This window comes from Cupriavidus basilensis (genome assembly GCF_029335485.1).
Taxonomy (GTDB): domain Bacteria; phylum Pseudomonadota; class Gammaproteobacteria; order Burkholderiales; family Burkholderiaceae; genus Cupriavidus; species Cupriavidus basilensis_E.
In genome coordinates this window covers 1-14,700 of the sequence record NZ_JARJLM010000011.1, presented here as the reverse complement: position 1 = coordinate 14,700, position 14,700 = coordinate 1, and the positions used below count along the sequence as shown (strand labels likewise).

The window sequence follows — 14,700 nt, the reverse complement described above, 5'->3', positions numbered from 1 at the left end:
TAGACGGCCAGCAGAACCGGCACGGCGGCGGCGGAGAAACCGGCAACCTGGGTCGCAATCGGCGCGAAGTAGCTGAAGGCCGCAAAGGTGGCGCCGATAATCAGCGCGCTGGTGGCGAAGGCCGCCCACAGGTGGCGGTTTCCAAAGGCCGAGAGTTCGGCGCCGAGGCTGACCGCTTCCGCCTTGCGCGACGCCGGCACCATGGCGGCAATGACGCCGCCGCACAGGACGGTCAGCGCCACCACCAGCCAGAAACTGGCACGCCAGCCGAAATGCGCGTCGACCACCGTGGCGATCGGCACGCCAAACACGGTGGACAGCATCAGGCCGCCGAGGACGATCGAGGCCGCCCGCCCTCCCGACGCCGGGCCGACGATGTCGGCGCAGATCGCCAGCGCCACGCCAAAGCAGGCCGAGCCGGCGACCCCGGTGACCACCCGCGCCGCCGCCAGGGTCCCGTAGCCGCTCGCCATGGCGGCAAGGGTCCCACCCACGGCATAGATCAACAGGAGCCAGAGCAGCGCACGTTTGTGCGGAATATTCATCCGCAACAGGCCGAAGGTCAGCAACGGCCCGCCGATCACCATCCCCGCCGCGTAGAGCGAGATGAGATAGCCGATTTCGGTCACGGTGACGTGGAACGCGGCGGTCAGGGACGGCATCATGCCGGCCACCATGAACTCCGAGGTGGTAAGCGCAAAGATCGTCGCGCCCAGGACGTAAATCACGATTGGCATCGGAACACTCCTTGAGGAAACCTGTGGAAGCAGCACGCCCGCCGAACCTCGGGCAGCCATTAAGGCAACGGCCTGGTTCGACATTATTTACTGATCAGTACAAAATAAAGCAAAGAAAAGCGGCCACATAGACCGCAGAGCGACAAAGACCTTCAACTTCCCATCAAGCCGGAAATCGCCGCCCCAACCACGTTCGGGCCGCGCCCGCCTACAGCCTGGCCAGGGTCCCCTCCAGCACGTCATGCAGCAGTTCGCCGTCCGCCATGGATTGCCCGAGCACGCGCAAGCCGTAGTAGCTGCTCATGAAGGCCCGGGCCTGTTCCAGCGCCGGGCGCCCGGCGGAAAAATCGCCCGAACGCTGTCCCAGCGCGAAAACATGACAGAGCATGCCCTCGAAGCGGGCGCCGTACTCGTGCGTGATCTCCCTCACGGCGGGATCCTTGCGGCCGCGCTCCATGGCGGCAAACAGCGCCATGCAACTGCGCGGGTGGGGACCCGCAAGGTCTTCCCCGATCCCCCACTCCAGCAAGGCGCGCAGCCGCTCCCTGGGCGTGCCCGGTCCGTTCAGGATGCCGGACTGGATCCGGATGCCACGCTCGTGATAGAAGCGCAGCGCCTGCAGATAGAGCGCCTGCTTGTTGCCGAAGGCGTTATACAGGCTGCCGCGGCCCAGGCCGGTACGTTCGCACAGCGCCTGCGTGGAGCTGCCCTCATAGCCGTGCGACCAGAACACGTCCATGGCCGCCTCGATCACGTCCTCACCCTCGAACTCGCGGGGCCTGCCGCTCATGCCTTGCTTCTCCATGGTGGTTTGCGCGTGCCGCCGGAACGCCGGCGGGACACCTCGCGGGAGGCGGCTCAGGGCCGCCTTGCGGATGATATGCCAGTTTATTTGTACTGAACAGTAAAATATTCAGGCCGATGCACCGCCGCGCCAGCTCACGACAGGCCGAGATAATCGCGCTTGCCGATCGGCACGCCCTTGTGGCGCAGGATGTCGTAGGCCGTGGTCACGTGGAAATAGAAGTTTGGCAGCGCGAAACCCAGCAGATAGGATTTGCCGTCGAAGGTGACCGGATTGGGCCGCAGCTTGAGTTCGATGGTGCGGGTTTCGCTGCCGTCGAGCTGGGCGGGCTGGATGGTCTTCAGGAACGCGACCGTCCTGGCAATGCGCTCCTGCAACTCGGGGAAACTGGTCTCGGTATCGGCAAAGGACGGCATCTCGATGCCCGCCAGCCGCGCCGCGCAACCCTTTGCGCTGTCGCTGGCACGCTGTACCTGGGCCGGCAGCGGGTCCATGTCCGCCACCAGCCGGGTCTGGATCAGGTCCGCCGGATCCATGCCCTGTGCCTGCGCGAACGCGGCGCCCTTGTCCAGGATGGCCGACAGGTTGTCAAATGCCCGCAGAAAAGCCGGGATCGATACTTCATACATGGAGAGTGACATGGGGGTGTCCTTGTGTAGGCTGATGGCTGCCGGAATGGCCGGACGCGCATCCTGCCGCCGTTCGCGTTCCACGCTAGGACAGCGGATCCGGCAATCATCGATGCGCGACATGGGGAGGATAAACCGTTCCGTCAATCTTGCTCAAAATCCATCCATCACGATCGCAGTGAGCGCACTGCCGCCGAGATGTCGGCAGCGGTGTTGATCACGACCTGCTGATAGGCGGCTACAACGCCATCCACGCCGCCTGCGGCGGCCAGGTCCGCTCGTGTGTGGCCCACCGTCACCTTGCCGTCGGGCAATCGGCGTACGGTCCAGTTGACGATGGCGCTGACGCGTTCGTCGATCTCGGCATCGATCTGCACCACTTCGGCACTGACGCGATAAAGCGACGCCACCCCGGACCTGCCATGCTGGTAGGTATCGACGGCGCCCAGGCTCACTTGCAATCGCTGGGACAGCGCGTCGCGGAATTCATCCGGAAACGATACCGGCCAGCGATCTTGCTCCAATAGCCTGAGCCTGCCACTGCCGTTGCTCAGAACAAGATTGGCCCGGTTGATGCGTTCCGGCACGCGCACGGGTGCCACTTCGATCCATACAGGCTCCGGAGCCTGGCTGGGCACTGGCGTGGTCGCTGGACGAACCTCCGCCGCCGGTGACAACGTGTAGTAGCGCGCCTCGGGCGACGCGCAGCCGGCCAGCCCAGCGGCGGCGGACACGATCGCCAGAGCCGCAGCCGGCTGTAGCAGATTGAGGCGTCCGGTCATGGTTTCTCCTGATCCGTTTTTTTGCCGCGTACCACCGCTTCCGGATGCCCTTCCAGATAGTCGGTCAAGGTACGCAGCGAGATGGCGGTGCGCGTCAGCTCCTGCATCATGCGGCGCGCGTCTTGTTGCATCGGCGCGTTTGTGTCCAGCGCGCCGTTGGCCGCGTGCAGCGTCTTGCGTGCGTCCTGCAGCGCTACGGTGACTTGCGGGATCACATCGCCGTTGAGCTGGGCCGCCAACTTGTCGGCATTGCTCAACATCTTGTCCAGCGACGCCATCGTGGTCCGGACGTCCTGGCCGATCTGCTCGAATGGCACCTTGTCCAGCCTGGAGACGATGTTGCCCAACTTGGTCTGCAGCTCGTCGAACGTACCGGGCATGGTGGGGAGCTCGGGCACGGGGTTGTCCAGGCTGAGCTTTGCCGGCGGCGCGTTGGCGAAGAAATCAAAGGCCACAAAGACCTGGCCGGTCAGCAGGTTGCCGGTGCGCAGCTGCGCCCGAAGGCCGCGCTTGTTCAGTGCATCCGCGATGCCTCTGGCGTAGTGCTTATCCGCGAGGTCGCGCGCGCTCAAGCCAATGCGGGAAGGATATAACTCCACTACGACAGGCATGCGGAAGGCCTTCTTGTCGCGCTGGTATTCGATGCCGATCGATCTTACCTGCCCCACCGCGATGCCGCGAAAATCCACCGGAGCGCCAGGAGACAAACCGCGCACGGACTGGTCGAAGTAGAGCACGGCCAGCGCCGGCGCAAGTTCGTCGGAAGCCTTGAAGGCGCTGGCCTGGTCGCTGGCGAGCATGAACTGGGTGTTGTCTCCCGCCACGGCAGCGGCCTTGGAATCGTCCGGTGCCTGGAAAGCAACGCCACCGAGCAACATGGTGGCAAGCGACTGCGTGTTGAGCTTGAACCCACCCGAGTCAAGCTTGATATCGACGCCGCTGGCGTGCCAGAAGCGCGCATCCGCGGTGACCATCTGGTCGTAAGGTTTGTTGATGAACACCCGAACCGACAGATCCCGGCCATCGGGATTGAGCTGATAGGCCACCACCTGTCCGACCTGCACGCGCCGGTAGTAGACCGGGGAGCCGATATCGAGGGAGCCAAGGTCGGCGGCGCGCAGCACGAATTGCTTGCCGGAGGCATCGGTGGTGACGACAGGCGGCGCTTCCAGCCCGGTGAAAGCGCGTCTGCGCACCTCGGACCTGCCGGCGTCCACGCCGATATAGGAGCCGGACACCAGCGTCTCCAGGCCCGAGATGCCGGAGACGGCGATCCTCGGGCGCACAACCCAGAAGCGGGTGTCCCGGGTCGAGAAACTCTCGGCATCGCTAGTCAGCTCGACAGTGGCGACGACATGCGAACGGTCCGGCGCCAGGTGCAGTGACTTGACAAGGCCAATATCCACGGCCTTGTAGCGCACCGGGGTCTTGCCGGGAATGAGTCCTTCGGCGGAACGGAAGCTCACGGTGATCGTCGGGCCGCGCTCGACCAATGCGTGGATCAGCAATGACAGCGCGATCACGGCGGCGACAACGGGGATCAGCCAGACGATCGAGGGCAGCCAGCGCCCGCGCTGCCGGCGCTCCGGCCCGGGCATCGGCGGCAACGGCGGCACGGTGGAAAAAGACGGAAGGGGCACGGATGCCTCAGGGTCGGACATGTCTTGCATCCAGCGAATCCCACAGCAGGCGTGGGTCAAAACTCAGTGAAGCCATCATGGTGAGCACCACCACGGCGCCGAAAACCATCGCCCCGTCTCCGGGAACAATGGTCGCCAGCGTGCCGGCCTGTACCAGCGAGGCCAGTAACGCAACCACAAAGATGTCCAGCATCGACCAGCGGCCAATCAGTTCAACCAGGTCATAGAGGCGGGTCTGCTGGCGGATGCGCCAGCTTGAGCGGAATTGCACGGTGAGCAGCAACAGGGTAAGGATCGTCATCTTCAGGAGCGGCACAACGATGCTCGCAATCAGTACGATGATGGCGAGCAGATTGGCGCCCGACATCCACAGATAGATAACGCCGGAGAAGATGGTGTCGCGCTGCGTGCCGAGGATGGATTGCGTCACCATCACTGGCAGCAGGTTGGCAGGGATATAGAGCATGTAGGCCGCCAACAGAAAGGCCCATGTGCGGGTCAGGCTCCGCGGTTTGCGCTGATGCAGGGTGGCGCCGCAGCGGTGGCAGGGTTTGCCCTCCAGCTCGCGCCGGCTGAGCGCGGCGCAGGCGTGGCAGGAAAGAAGACCCAGTGAGGCAGCCGTGCGCGCCCTGGGCTGCGGCTTGCCCCCGTCACCGGCCACCCCTGCGGCGAGCCGGCGCGACCGTGCCAGGGAGGCGCCGGAATCATCGTCATCTGGCGCTGCGGCTGCTGTGGCGGCAGCGCTCCTCATCGCGGCGGCTCCTCTTCCAGGTACTGCCAGAGGTCGCGCGGGTCGAAGGAAAGCATCACGGCGAGCACGATCGTCAGGGCAGCGAACGACCACAGGGCGACGCCCGGCAGCACCCGGGCAATGGTCGAGAGCTTCACCAGCGTGACCAGCACGCCGATCATGAAGACCTCGAGCATGCCCCACGGCCTGGTCCGCTGGATGGCGCGGACCAGGCGGCCGAATCCCGGAGGCATGCGGCGCAGGGCCATCGGCACCAGCAGGTAGAGCATCATCAGCATTTCGGCAAGAGGAAACAGGATGGTGGTAGCGAACACGAGGATGGCCACCGGCATCATATGGCCGGCGCAGAGGGCCTGTAGCGCGCCCCGCAGCGAGGTCTCGGTGCGCACGCCCTTGAGATCCATCTCGACGATGGGCCAGGCGCTTGAGAGAATGAACAGGATCAGCGCGGTCACCATTAGCGGCAACTGGCGCTGATAGGCGCGCTGACTCTCGCGATACAACAGGCCGCCGCAACGCAGGCACAGCGCGCGCTCGCCTTCGGCGAGATCAGCTTGCTGATGAACGGCGTCGCAATATGTGCAGGCGATCAGGTGCGGGAAGCTCACCGGGTGAGCCGAAGCGTCCCGCTTCACGAAGGGGGGCATTACGATACCTCACAGGCGCAAGGCAGGCTCGCGCGTCGCAAAGAGAAACAGGACGTGTTGTCCTCGGCTACGCTGATTACGGCATCGCAAGCCACTGCGCCATCTGGCCGGCTATCCAGCCGGAGCCAATGCAGAGCGCCACCCAGGCAGCGACAATCGCAGCACAGCTTCTGAGGTCCATGACTCAACTCCGACTCAACTCCGACTGGATGCCGCTTGCTGCTCAACATAAGGGCAGCCAGCAAGCGGGATGCGCGGCAGCGACGTGGTCACCGGAGTTGTTCTAGGAGCGCGTCCGCACCTTTATCGATGCCAGTCTTGGACGCAGTCAATGCGCCGAAATTCGCGACCACGTTCATTGCATTGGGGTATTGCTTGGTGATGTATGCCTTGAGAAGCCGAATGCTCTGCGCATCGAATATCTCGACGGCGTAGATGACATAGCCCGTCATCGCGCCCTCTCGCCCCCGGATTGCCTGCACCCCGTTGTAAAGCCCGCCAGCAATATCGAAGCGCAACAATGGCCCGAGGACAGGTGTGGTGGTATTCGCACCGGTCAGTGTCAGCTTCAGGCGCAACGTATCCCGGGCCGGGTTGTTCACTACAGCAAAGCGGGTTTTAAGTTTTTCGGAGAATTGCGATTGCATGTAGCTCGCAAGCACAGATTTGTCGTCAGCGGACATATCTTCGAACTGATGGTCCCGGCCTTTGTAGATCTCGACCGGGTCAACGATGATAGTGGTGTATTTCCGCCAGTCCACCGTCGTCGCATAGCTATACGGCATACGCCCGGCTTCCTCTTTGGCGTTGGTTGTCAGCACGGCTGACGATGAGATTCCGGAATAGGCCACGGGCCTGGTGCTCGCGCAACCTGTCATGACAGCGGCAAGTAGTGCGATCACCAGAAATCGTTTCGCTTTATTGGAGGCGAGCATTTGAAATCCCTTCATTTTTTACCCGACGGACCACTTTCGCTAATGAACGGTGGTCGGAGGCCATTTAATTGATGGATGAGCCATGCTTGCTGATCCAAGCAATGGTCGACTCTGGATCTATTCCTTGGACCGTGAAACAGCCCCTGCAAACGGGCGCACGAATCCACGGCGCCAAGAGGCACCAATGTTTCGCGTTATCCATGGAAGCGCAGGACTCTGACGTAACGAGCACTGCCTTGGGATGCGAGTATAGCGTCTCGCCTTCAATTTGCAAACCATATAGTTGGTTTGTTTTTAAGAAGACAAGTGACTGAAGGCAAACAATGGTTGGACGTTGGGGACGCGAGACGGGAGGGAGAGACGGGCCGACGGAGCCTGCGCGGTGCCACCCGAGCTTGCGTTATATCGGCAAGCCCCGGGGCTCCTGCTTCAGATCAGACGCATTGCGCGTCCGTCGGCGACAACCTGGCTGCCGCCCGGGCAGATATTGCCAGCGCCTTGCCACGCACCGTCGTACGCGGATTACTTTCTTTTCGTGGACTTCGGCTTCGGCTCGGGCTGCGTTGACCAGGCCTGGCTGTCGAGCAACCGGTCGAACAAGCGAGCGCGCTCCTCCGGCGCAAGCGGGCAGAGCCCCAGCATCGATGCGAGCATCATCCCCCGGGCGGCATGCCAGCGCAGCAGCGCCAGATCGGGATCCGCAGCCTCCTCCTTGATGCGTACCACCTTCTCGACCGTCTTCTCCCTCACCACCGACAGCAGTTCGGGGTTTTCCGCAATGGAGCCAAGGATGGCAAAGACGAGCGAATGTGGATGGGAGATGGATTCACGAAACGCCAGGATCTGCTCGGACAACTGAGCCTCGGGATTCCCGGCGCCGGCAGCGGCAAGGTAATCCTTCTCGAACTTGTCGAAGTACTCGATCTGATGCTCCAGCAGGGCCTCCACCACTGCAGCTTTTGTGCGGAACTGGTGCATCACCCGGCCCTTGCTGATCCCGCCCTCTTGCGCGATGGCATCGATCGTGAGCCGGCCGGGGCCCTCGCGCGCGATAATGGCGATTGCCGCGTCGAGGATAATCTGGCGGGATCGCTCCGAGCGTACCGCATTCTCCATAGTCCATCTCCTCTGCGGAGGGCTGCCCCCCCTATCGAACCCGCTAACATAACCGCAATCCCGCCCATAAACAATATTTTTATATTGTTTTTTGCGACTGCCGCCCCCTGCTGCACGCAGTTGCGCAAGCTCGAACGCAGCGCGGCACATCACCAAGGACCGCCACCCGGCCACCTTCCAGGCTATCCGCTCGGTGCCAGCCACAAGATCAAGCAGAGTCTTTCCCTCACAAAGGGGGTATTTGCGCCCCACGCCTGCGCGCTAGGATGCCAGGGGGATAGCAGAGACCGGGAGGCCCCATATGAGACTGATTTCCTTTCTTGCACTGGTGCTGGTATCCGGCGCCGCCAATGCCCAGCTGTACGGATACAAGGCTGCCGGCAGCACGGGCTACGGCGGCTATGCCAGCAGCTCGCAGCAGCGAAGCAGCACCGCGTACGGCTCGTCGGGGCAGAGCCAGGGAACCGCCTCGCTCTCCGGGGTGAACGGTGCCATCACGCAGCGCTATAGCAACGCAACCTCCGGGCATAAGTTGAGCGATATGTCTTCCGCGGAGGATGGAGACAGTGCGCGGCGTTACGGCGGTTACGGCAGCACCGCCCGTTCGGGCGCGTCGACCGGCGACGGAAGCGCCCAGTCGCACAGGTAATACGTAGTACGGCTATCCCTCGCACCGCCATTGCAAGAATACCCCTCGCCTTTGGGGCAGATTGCAGCGCAGATGTATGCCACATTTCGTGCGGGCGGTTTAAGCGTCCGCCCGACGTCACTTCTCCCCGTGGGGGTCTCCCCTACGGGGCTTTTTCGTTTGCCGAAGGTGAGCGGCTGGCCTGGACGGGCCGCGCCGGATGTGAGGTCAAGCGCTAGCAGGGGGCCAATGCCGGCCGCAATAAAGCCGAGCCCCAAGCCTCCGGGCCTGCCCTTTCCACGCCGCAGGACAATAGCGTGAGCCATGACCGGCCTGATTCCCGAACTCGCCGAAGGAAGGGGGCAACGGGATCTTCGGTGGCGTCCTGACTTAAGATACCGGATACCTTCTCCGGCTGAGGTGCGCATCGCCTCGATGACGACATGAACGCCCCCTTTCCGATTCGCAAAGCCTGTCCGCCTGGCGCCTGCATATGCGGCCAAGACGCCCTGCTGAAAGACCAGCACGCCGACATGCGGATCTTGAGGCTAACCACGGAAGAAGAGAAAAAACTGATCGCCCGCCTCGAGAGCCTGTCCAGTCTCTCCGACCTGAAGCACATGGAACAGCGCATGTATGCACAGTTGGGCATCGTGCTGACGATCGCGCCCGGCATCCATGAAGTCCGCACGATCCGCGGCATCCGCATCCAGGTGGAAGAGCAGCCGGGCTTGTGCCGCAAGACCCGGCAGGCGATTCCCGCGGCCATACGCCGCTGCCTCGAGAAACACCCGGATATCGCCTACGCGATCCTGAACGAGCGCGACCTGCTGAGCGGCACCTGAGGCCTCAGCGGGCGCCCGGTGGTTCGCCTTCACCGTGGCAACCGGCGAGACGAGCGGCCTGCCCGAAGATTTTCCGGTCCGTGCCAGGCCCCGGAAATGAAGCAGCCCGCACATGACAGCCCTTTGACTGGTTTTCAGCGTTGGCTTACAACAACATTTGAATTAGATATATCCTATATCAGATATAGGTATGATTTAATTCTCGCCTCGCAGCGTCGCTGCACCAATTATGCGCACGCTGCGCGAAACCGGAATGGGCCCCCCGCGCATTTCCGGTTTTTTTTCACCTGTTCCGGCTGTTCCACCCGCGCAAGCCCGGCATGAAGAAATCGCCCGGAGGCGGTTGCTATGGCCGTGTGAGAAAAGCTGCCGGACTCACGATATCGACGCCATGGAAAGGATGCAGAACCAGCAAATCCGCATCCCCCGCTACGATGGCTTCGGCCTCGCCATTGAGCGCGACATGGAGAAATTTGTCATCCTTGGGATCGCGGCATGCCGTCACCCGATGGCTGATCGGGACAACCCGGGCAACCCCTCCCAGCAGCCGCAGGAAATGCTGGCGATCCGCGATGGAAACGTACCGGTCGAACTTGGGCCTGGCCAGCACCGCCGCCAACTCGCCCAGCGTTTCCTCGGACAACAACAGTACGCCGGACACCAGCGCATGGTCCACCGCCCTTGCCGCCACACCGGAGGGAACAAGCAATCGGCTGACCAGCGCGTTGGTATCCAGTACAAACCTGCGATCAGTCGTCACTGGCCAGTAGCTCCGCCAGCTTTCCCTCCGTCATGCCAGCCGCGGCTGCCGAGGCGCCGACGACATCGCAAAACCGCTGGAACTCGGCCACATTCAGTTGTGTCAGGCGCCGATATTCCTGCATGGACATGACCACGGCAACGTCGCGCTTCTGCCGCTGAATAACGACCGGCTCGCGGGCTGCTGCTTCGATCACACTAGCAAGGCCCTGCTTGGCCTCGCTGGCCGTTACGGTCCGCATGGGCACCTCCAATCTGTACGTTTTGTACAAATTGTACTTCAGACCACCACCGGTACCAAGCGCAATCATCCAAAGCATGGATTGCCGCCTCTGTGAGCGGTAGCGCACAGCCATGCCGGCAATCCGAAGCGCGGCTTCTTGTGTCTCTATCCGGCACACCGCCTGATCACAATCGGGCAGCAAGGCGAGCCTGCTCAAGGAACGATCCGATCAAGCTTGCGCGGGACGAGGTCCTGCGCCATAGCACGCCGAAGCGGCGTGGTTCCGGCTCCGACGGCAGCGAAAGCTTGGCAATGTGCAGCGCCGACGTCAGCGGAGACGCGATATCCGGAACCAGCGAGACCCCCAGGCCACGATCCACCATCATTGCGATCGCGAGCAGGGAGCTAAGCTCGAAGCGCTCCTGCGATGGGGAAATACCGGCCTTGCGCAGGTAGGCATCAGCCTGCTTTCCGCCACCGAGAGTCCGGTCATATCGGATCAGCGGCCTGGTTCGCAGAAGCTCGTGGGGATCGGCCTTCCTGTCGCGCTCGGCGGCAAGCACGACCAGCGGCTCCTGGCGAAGCAGTTCCCATGCGATCGCTTTCGGCATCGGGAAAGGCGGATGCAGGCAGACGGCGGCATCGAGCTCCGACCGTTTGACCGCGTCATACAACTCGCCCGACATCGCCGACTGTATGTAGACCGACACGCGCGGGTGCTCGGCCGTGAAGCGCGCAAGCGCATCCGGCAGCAGGCTGTGGAGCGCCGTATTGATGGTCCCGATGCGCAGCTCGCGAATCTCGTCGGCCTGATTTACCCACCCCCTCAGGCTGTCGACTTCCCTGAGCAGTGAAATGCAGCGCTCTGCGAGACGGCTCCCTGACTCGGTGGGCGCCACCGTCCTGCCGGCCCGCCCGAGCAGCTTGGACCCGAGTTCTCGTTCAAGCACCTGAATCTGCTGGGAGATCGCCGCCGGCGTGACGTCGAGCCGCCTCGCCGCCTCGGCCAGCGAGCCTGTCTCGACGACCAGGGCAAACGCCTTGAGATAGGCGGTTTCCATAGATTCTCTATTGAGCGAAGGTAGAAAAGCATAGTTTATCTTTTCTATGGATTGCCCGACACTGCACCGCATCCCACCGACACAGAGCCAGGTACTGACCATGAGAAGCAAGCTGTTCGTCCCCGCTTCGCGCCCCGAGTTTTTCCCGAAAGCGCTGGCAAGCGACGCGGACGGGCTGTCCTTTGACCTGGAGGACGCCGTCGCCGAAGACAGGAAAGCCGAAGCCAGGTCCCTCCTGTCGCATCTCCTGCGATCCGCCGAAGCACGGGCGGCGTCTAAGACGCTCATTGTTCGCGTCAATGGCATCGCCTCGGGGCATTTCGAAGCCGATCTCGCCGCCGTCGTGGTACCGGGCCTGCACCTGGTGAATGTGCCGAAACCGGAGACCGGCGACGACGTCCGGCGTGCGGCGGCGGCAATCGAGCAGGCGGAGCGGGCCAACGGCTTTAGGGAAGCCGACGCCAAGGTCCGCCTGCTGCTCAATATCGAATCGCCGGTGGCACTGCGCCGCGCCGCCGAACTGGCAGGCGCGCATCCGCGCGTCGCGGGTCTTCAGCTCGGGCTTGGGGACCTGTTCGAGCCGATCGGCATTCACCGGCGCAACCCGGCGGCCATCGCGGCAGCCATGTTCGCCGTGCGGATGGCCGCGGGCGAGGCCAACGTCTTTGCCTACGACACGGTATTCGCCAACCTTCGGGATGCCGAAGGCTTCCGCGCCGAGGCGGAGATGTCCAGGCAGATGGGTTTTCTCGGCAAGAGCTGCATCCACCCGAGCCAGATCGCGCTGGCCAACGCGGTCTATCGGCCGTCCGACGAGGAGATCGCGCATTCGGTGCGCGTCGTGGAGGCCGCCGCCGAGGCACAGGCCAGGGGGATCGGGGCCTACGTCGTCGATGGGAAGATGATCGACCCGCCCTTCGTCCGGCGTGCGCAGGCCATTGTCGAGATCGGCAGGCGGCTGGGGCTGATCGCGGCCTGACACGGCCCTGCACAGAATAATGACAGGAGACAGAGCATGAATAAGACCACCAATACCTTACCGTCACGTGGGGCCGCGGGATGCTTCGCGCTGATCGCCGCTGCCGGCGCGCTGGCCGTATCGCCTCATGCGGGCGCGGAGAACGCGTATCCGTCCAAGCCCATCACCCTCATCGTTCCCTATCCGCCCGGAGGCTCGAATGACATTTTCGCGCGGATCGTGGCGAAGGAAATCGGCGAGGACCTGAAACAGCCGGTGATCATCGACAACCGGCCAGGCGCGAGTGGCAACACGGGAACCGCCATCGTGGCCAAGGCTGCGCCGGACGGCTATACCCTGGTCGCGGTGTCCTCAAGCATGACGACCAACGCTGCGGTGCAGGGCAAGCTGCCCTATGACGCCATCAAGAGCTTCTCGCCGGTCGCGATGCTGGCCCAGGGGCCCTTCATCGTGGCGGTCAGCAATGACTTCCCTGCCAGGACGCCCCAGGACCTGATCAACGCGATCCGGGCGAATCCGGGCAAGTTCAACTATGCGTCTTCCGGGCCCGGCAGCGTCAATCAGTTCGGCACGGAGTTGCTCAAGGCCAAGGCCGGCAAGCTCGCCATCACGCACGTACCCTACCGTGGCATGGGCCCGGCCATCACCGACCTGATCGGCAACCAGACGCAGGTGCTGATCTCGAGCGGACCGTCGCTGCTGCCGATGGTCCGGGCCGGCAAGGTGCGGGCGGTGGGCATCACCAGCCTGAAGCCGAGCCCCATCGCGCCGGACCTGGTGCCGATGGCGAGCGCGGTCCCCGGCTACGAGTTCGAGCTCTGGTGGGGGTTTCTCGCGCCGGCGGGTACGCCGCCAGCGGTCATCACGAGACTCAATGCTGCGGTGAACCACGCGTTGGCGAAGCCATCCGTCAAGGAAGCGATCCTCAGGGAAGGCGCCGTGGCGAAGCCCGGCACCCCCCACCAGTTCGCCGAGACGATAGCTGCCGATGTGGCCAGGTGGAAGGCACTGGCCAGGCAGCAGAACATTGTCGCTGACTGATTTCCCAGCTGATTTCGGAGTCTGTATGCAAATCAACACCACTGCCGGGGACGGCGTATTCGGCGCAACCCGGACGGGACAGCCAGGACCACTGAGCGGTGTGCGCGTGCTGGACCTGAGCGCCTACATCGCGGGGCCGTACGGTTGCTCGCTGCTCGCCGACCAGGGTGCGAACGTCATCAAGGTCGAGCCGCCCGTGGGCGACAATCTGCGCAAGTATCCCTCGACGCTGGAGGCCGAAAGCCGGGCCTTCCTGGGTGTCAACCGAAGCAAGCTGGGCGTCGTGCTCGACCTGAAGCGTTCGGCCGACCTGGAGCGGCTGCTGGCGCTGGTGCGCAACGCGGATGTGCTGGTGCATAATTTCCGCCCCAGCGTGCCGGGCCGGCTCGGCATTGGCTACGAGCAGCTCAGCGCCGTCAATCCGCGCCTGATCTACTGCGCCGTGACCGGCTACGGCGAGACGGGCCCGCTGAAGGACAAGGCCGGCTACGACCAGGTGCTGCAGACCATGACCGGCATGTGCGCGCTGCAGGGCAAGCACAGCGGTCCGCCGGAGATCCTGTACGGCTCCGTGGTCGACTACTATGCCGCGGCGCTGGTCGCCGGAGCCGTTTCCTCGGCGCTCTACGAGCGCGAGAAGAGCGGCACGGGGCAATATGTGGGTGTGTCGCTACTGCGCGCGGCCCTGACCATGCAATCCGCCCGCATGGTATGGGCCGATTCGGAACCCCGGGATGTCGGACGCGACATGCGCTCCGGCGGGATCACAGGCATCCATCCTACCAGGGAAGGCTATCTCTACATCTCCGCCAACACCCCGCATTTCTGGCGAGCGCTGTGCGCGAAGACCGGCCTGGCCGATCTCCTGTCGACCGATCGCTACGACAGCGTGCGCAAGCGCGCCGAGCATCATGAGGAAATCGTACCCCGCCTGCACGCGGCATTGCAGCAGCGTTCGGCGCTGGACTGGGAAGCCGTGTTCGGCGAGGAAGTGCCGTGCGCGGCCGCCCGTTCGGTGGAGGACATGTTCGACTTTCCCCAGGTTGCCGCCGAAGGGATGGTGACAACGTTCGAGCACCCGGTCGTGGGCCGCTATCGAGGCTTCACGCGTGCGGTCAAGTT

The 14,700-nt window shown here is 63.5% G+C and carries 17 protein-coding genes; 5 read left to right on the top strand and 12 right to left on the bottom strand.

Features of this window, described 5'->3' with window-relative positions; translation table 11 throughout:
• The 9 genes from P3W85_RS00750 to P3W85_RS00710 form a co-directional block, all read right to left on the bottom strand.
• Positions 1-737 (bottom strand): MFS transporter (locus P3W85_RS00750; RefSeq protein WP_276263366.1); only part of this gene is annotated, 737 nt, incomplete at its 3' end.
• Positions 738-945: 208 nt separating this feature from the next.
• Positions 946-1,527 carry a TetR/AcrR family transcriptional regulator gene (locus tag P3W85_RS00745; RefSeq protein WP_276263365.1) on the bottom strand — a complete coding sequence of 194 codons (582 nt, stop codon included), beginning with the start codon at positions 1,525-1,527 and terminating at the stop codon, positions 946-948.
• A 149-nt stretch (positions 1,528-1,676) separates the two neighbouring features.
• The gene (locus P3W85_RS00740) at positions 1,677-2,183 is read right to left on the bottom strand and encodes a DUF1993 domain-containing protein (RefSeq protein WP_035813907.1); all 507 of its coding nucleotides are present in this window, start codon (positions 2,181-2,183) and stop codon (positions 1,677-1,679) included.
• A gap of 155 nt (positions 2,184-2,338) precedes the next feature.
• Positions 2,339-2,953 (bottom strand): PqiC family protein, encoded by a 615-nt coding sequence (locus P3W85_RS00735; RefSeq protein ID WP_276263364.1) that lies wholly within the window; start codon positions 2,951-2,953, stop codon positions 2,339-2,341.
• Positions 2,950-4,551 carry an intermembrane transport protein PqiB gene (locus P3W85_RS00730; RefSeq protein WP_430869466.1) on the bottom strand — a complete coding sequence of 534 codons (1,602 nt, stop codon included), beginning with the start codon at positions 4,549-4,551 and terminating at the stop codon, positions 2,950-2,952. The genes P3W85_RS00735 and P3W85_RS00730 overlap by 4 nt, the downstream gene beginning before the upstream one ends.
• A 49-nt stretch (positions 4,552-4,600) precedes the next feature.
• Positions 4,601-5,344, bottom strand: coding sequence for a paraquat-inducible protein A (locus P3W85_RS00725; protein ID WP_276263362.1), 744 nt, complete (start codon positions 5,342-5,344; stop codon positions 4,601-4,603).
• Positions 5,341-5,991 (bottom strand): paraquat-inducible protein A, encoded by a 651-nt coding sequence (locus tag P3W85_RS00720; protein WP_276263361.1) that lies wholly within the window; start codon positions 5,989-5,991, stop codon positions 5,341-5,343. The genes P3W85_RS00725 and P3W85_RS00720 overlap by 4 nt, the downstream gene beginning before the upstream one ends.
• Before the next feature lie 269 nt (positions 5,992-6,260).
• On the bottom strand, positions 6,261-6,926 hold the full coding sequence (locus P3W85_RS00715; protein WP_276263360.1) for a DUF3313 domain-containing protein: 666 nt from the start codon (positions 6,924-6,926) through the stop codon (positions 6,261-6,263).
• A 522-nt stretch (positions 6,927-7,448) separates the two neighbouring features.
• Entirely contained in the window at positions 7,449-8,042 is a 594-nt protein-coding gene (locus P3W85_RS00710; protein ID WP_017228500.1) for a TetR/AcrR family transcriptional regulator, read from the bottom strand.
• A gap of 301 nt (positions 8,043-8,343) precedes the next feature.
• Between P3W85_RS00710 and P3W85_RS00705 the strand changes: the two genes are divergently transcribed.
• Together P3W85_RS00705 and P3W85_RS00700 are read left to right on the top strand one after the other, a co-directional pair.
• Entirely contained in the window at positions 8,344-8,691 is a 348-nt protein-coding gene (locus P3W85_RS00705; RefSeq protein ID WP_017228499.1) for a hypothetical protein, read from the top strand.
• Positions 8,692-9,113: 422 nt separating this feature from the next.
• A complete protein-coding gene (locus tag P3W85_RS00700) occupies positions 9,114-9,515 on the top strand; it encodes a hypothetical protein (protein ID WP_276263359.1) in 402 nt (133 codons plus the stop codon).
• Between the two features lie 346 nt (positions 9,516-9,861).
• Here P3W85_RS00700 and P3W85_RS00695 read toward each other — a convergent pair whose 3' ends face one another.
• The 3 genes from P3W85_RS00695 to P3W85_RS00685 are packed head-to-tail and all read right to left on the bottom strand — an operon-like array spanning position 9,862 to position 11,558.
• Entirely contained in the window at positions 9,862-10,275 is a 414-nt protein-coding gene (locus tag P3W85_RS00695) for a putative toxin-antitoxin system toxin component, PIN family (RefSeq protein ID WP_276263358.1), read from the bottom strand.
• Positions 10,265-10,714, bottom strand: a complete 450-nt coding sequence (locus tag P3W85_RS00690) for a type II toxin-antitoxin system Phd/YefM family antitoxin (RefSeq protein WP_276263357.1) — start codon at positions 10,712-10,714, stop codon at positions 10,265-10,267. The genes P3W85_RS00695 and P3W85_RS00690 overlap by 11 nt, the downstream gene beginning before the upstream one ends.
• The gene (locus P3W85_RS00685; protein WP_276263356.1) at positions 10,683-11,558 is read right to left on the bottom strand and encodes a LysR substrate-binding domain-containing protein; all 876 of its coding nucleotides are present in this window, start codon (positions 11,556-11,558) and stop codon (positions 10,683-10,685) included. The genes P3W85_RS00690 and P3W85_RS00685 overlap by 32 nt, the downstream gene beginning before the upstream one ends.
• A 100-nt stretch (positions 11,559-11,658) precedes the next feature.
• Between P3W85_RS00685 and P3W85_RS00680 the strand changes: the two genes are divergently transcribed.
• From P3W85_RS00680 to P3W85_RS00670, 3 genes are all read left to right on the top strand, one after another.
• Positions 11,659-12,537, top strand: coding sequence for an HpcH/HpaI aldolase/citrate lyase family protein (locus tag P3W85_RS00680; RefSeq protein WP_035813900.1), 879 nt, complete (start codon positions 11,659-11,661; stop codon positions 12,535-12,537).
• 36 nt (positions 12,538-12,573) lie between these two features.
• On the top strand, positions 12,574-13,578 hold the full coding sequence (locus P3W85_RS00675) for a tripartite tricarboxylate transporter substrate binding protein (protein WP_276263355.1): 1,005 nt from the start codon (positions 12,574-12,576) through the stop codon (positions 13,576-13,578).
• A gap of 25 nt (positions 13,579-13,603) precedes the next feature.
• Positions 13,604-14,700 (top strand): CaiB/BaiF CoA transferase family protein (locus P3W85_RS00670; protein ID WP_276263354.1); only part of this gene is annotated, 1,097 nt, incomplete at its 3' end.

Bases quoted from the DNA above. Each gene is read 5' to 3' on its own strand.
- P3W85_RS00745 (WP_276263365.1), bottom strand. From the start codon at position 1,527: ATGAGCGGCAGGCCCCGCGAGTTCGAGGGTGAGGACGTGATCGAGGCG.
- P3W85_RS00740 (WP_035813907.1), bottom strand. From the start codon at position 2,183: ATGTCACTCTCCATGTATGAAGTATCGATCCCGGCTTTTCTGCGGGCA.
- P3W85_RS00735 (WP_276263364.1), bottom strand. From the start codon at position 2,953: ATGACCGGACGCCTCAATCTGCTACAGCCGGCTGCGGCTCTGGCGATC.
- P3W85_RS00730 (WP_430869466.1), bottom strand. From the start codon at position 4,551: ATGCCCGGGCCGGAGCGCCGGCAGCGCGGGCGCTGGCTGCCCTCGATC.
- P3W85_RS00725 (WP_276263362.1), bottom strand. From the start codon at position 5,344: ATGAGGAGCGCTGCCGCCACAGCAGCCGCAGCGCCAGATGACGATGAT.
- P3W85_RS00720 (WP_276263361.1), bottom strand. From the start codon at position 5,991: ATGCCCCCCTTCGTGAAGCGGGACGCTTCGGCTCACCCGGTGAGCTTC.
- P3W85_RS00715 (WP_276263360.1), bottom strand. From the start codon at position 6,926: ATGCTCGCCTCCAATAAAGCGAAACGATTTCTGGTGATCGCACTACTT.
- P3W85_RS00710 (WP_017228500.1), bottom strand. From the start codon at position 8,042: ATGGAGAATGCGGTACGCTCGGAGCGATCCCGCCAGATTATCCTCGAC.
- P3W85_RS00705 (WP_017228499.1), top strand. From the start codon at position 8,344: ATGAGACTGATTTCCTTTCTTGCACTGGTGCTGGTATCCGGCGCCGCC.
- P3W85_RS00700 (WP_276263359.1), top strand. From the start codon at position 9,114: ATGAACGCCCCCTTTCCGATTCGCAAAGCCTGTCCGCCTGGCGCCTGC.
- P3W85_RS00685 (WP_276263356.1), bottom strand. From the start codon at position 11,558: ATGGAAACCGCCTATCTCAAGGCGTTTGCCCTGGTCGTCGAGACAGGC.
- P3W85_RS00680 (WP_035813900.1), top strand. From the start codon at position 11,659: ATGAGAAGCAAGCTGTTCGTCCCCGCTTCGCGCCCCGAGTTTTTCCCG.
- P3W85_RS00675 (WP_276263355.1), top strand. From the start codon at position 12,574: ATGAATAAGACCACCAATACCTTACCGTCACGTGGGGCCGCGGGATGC.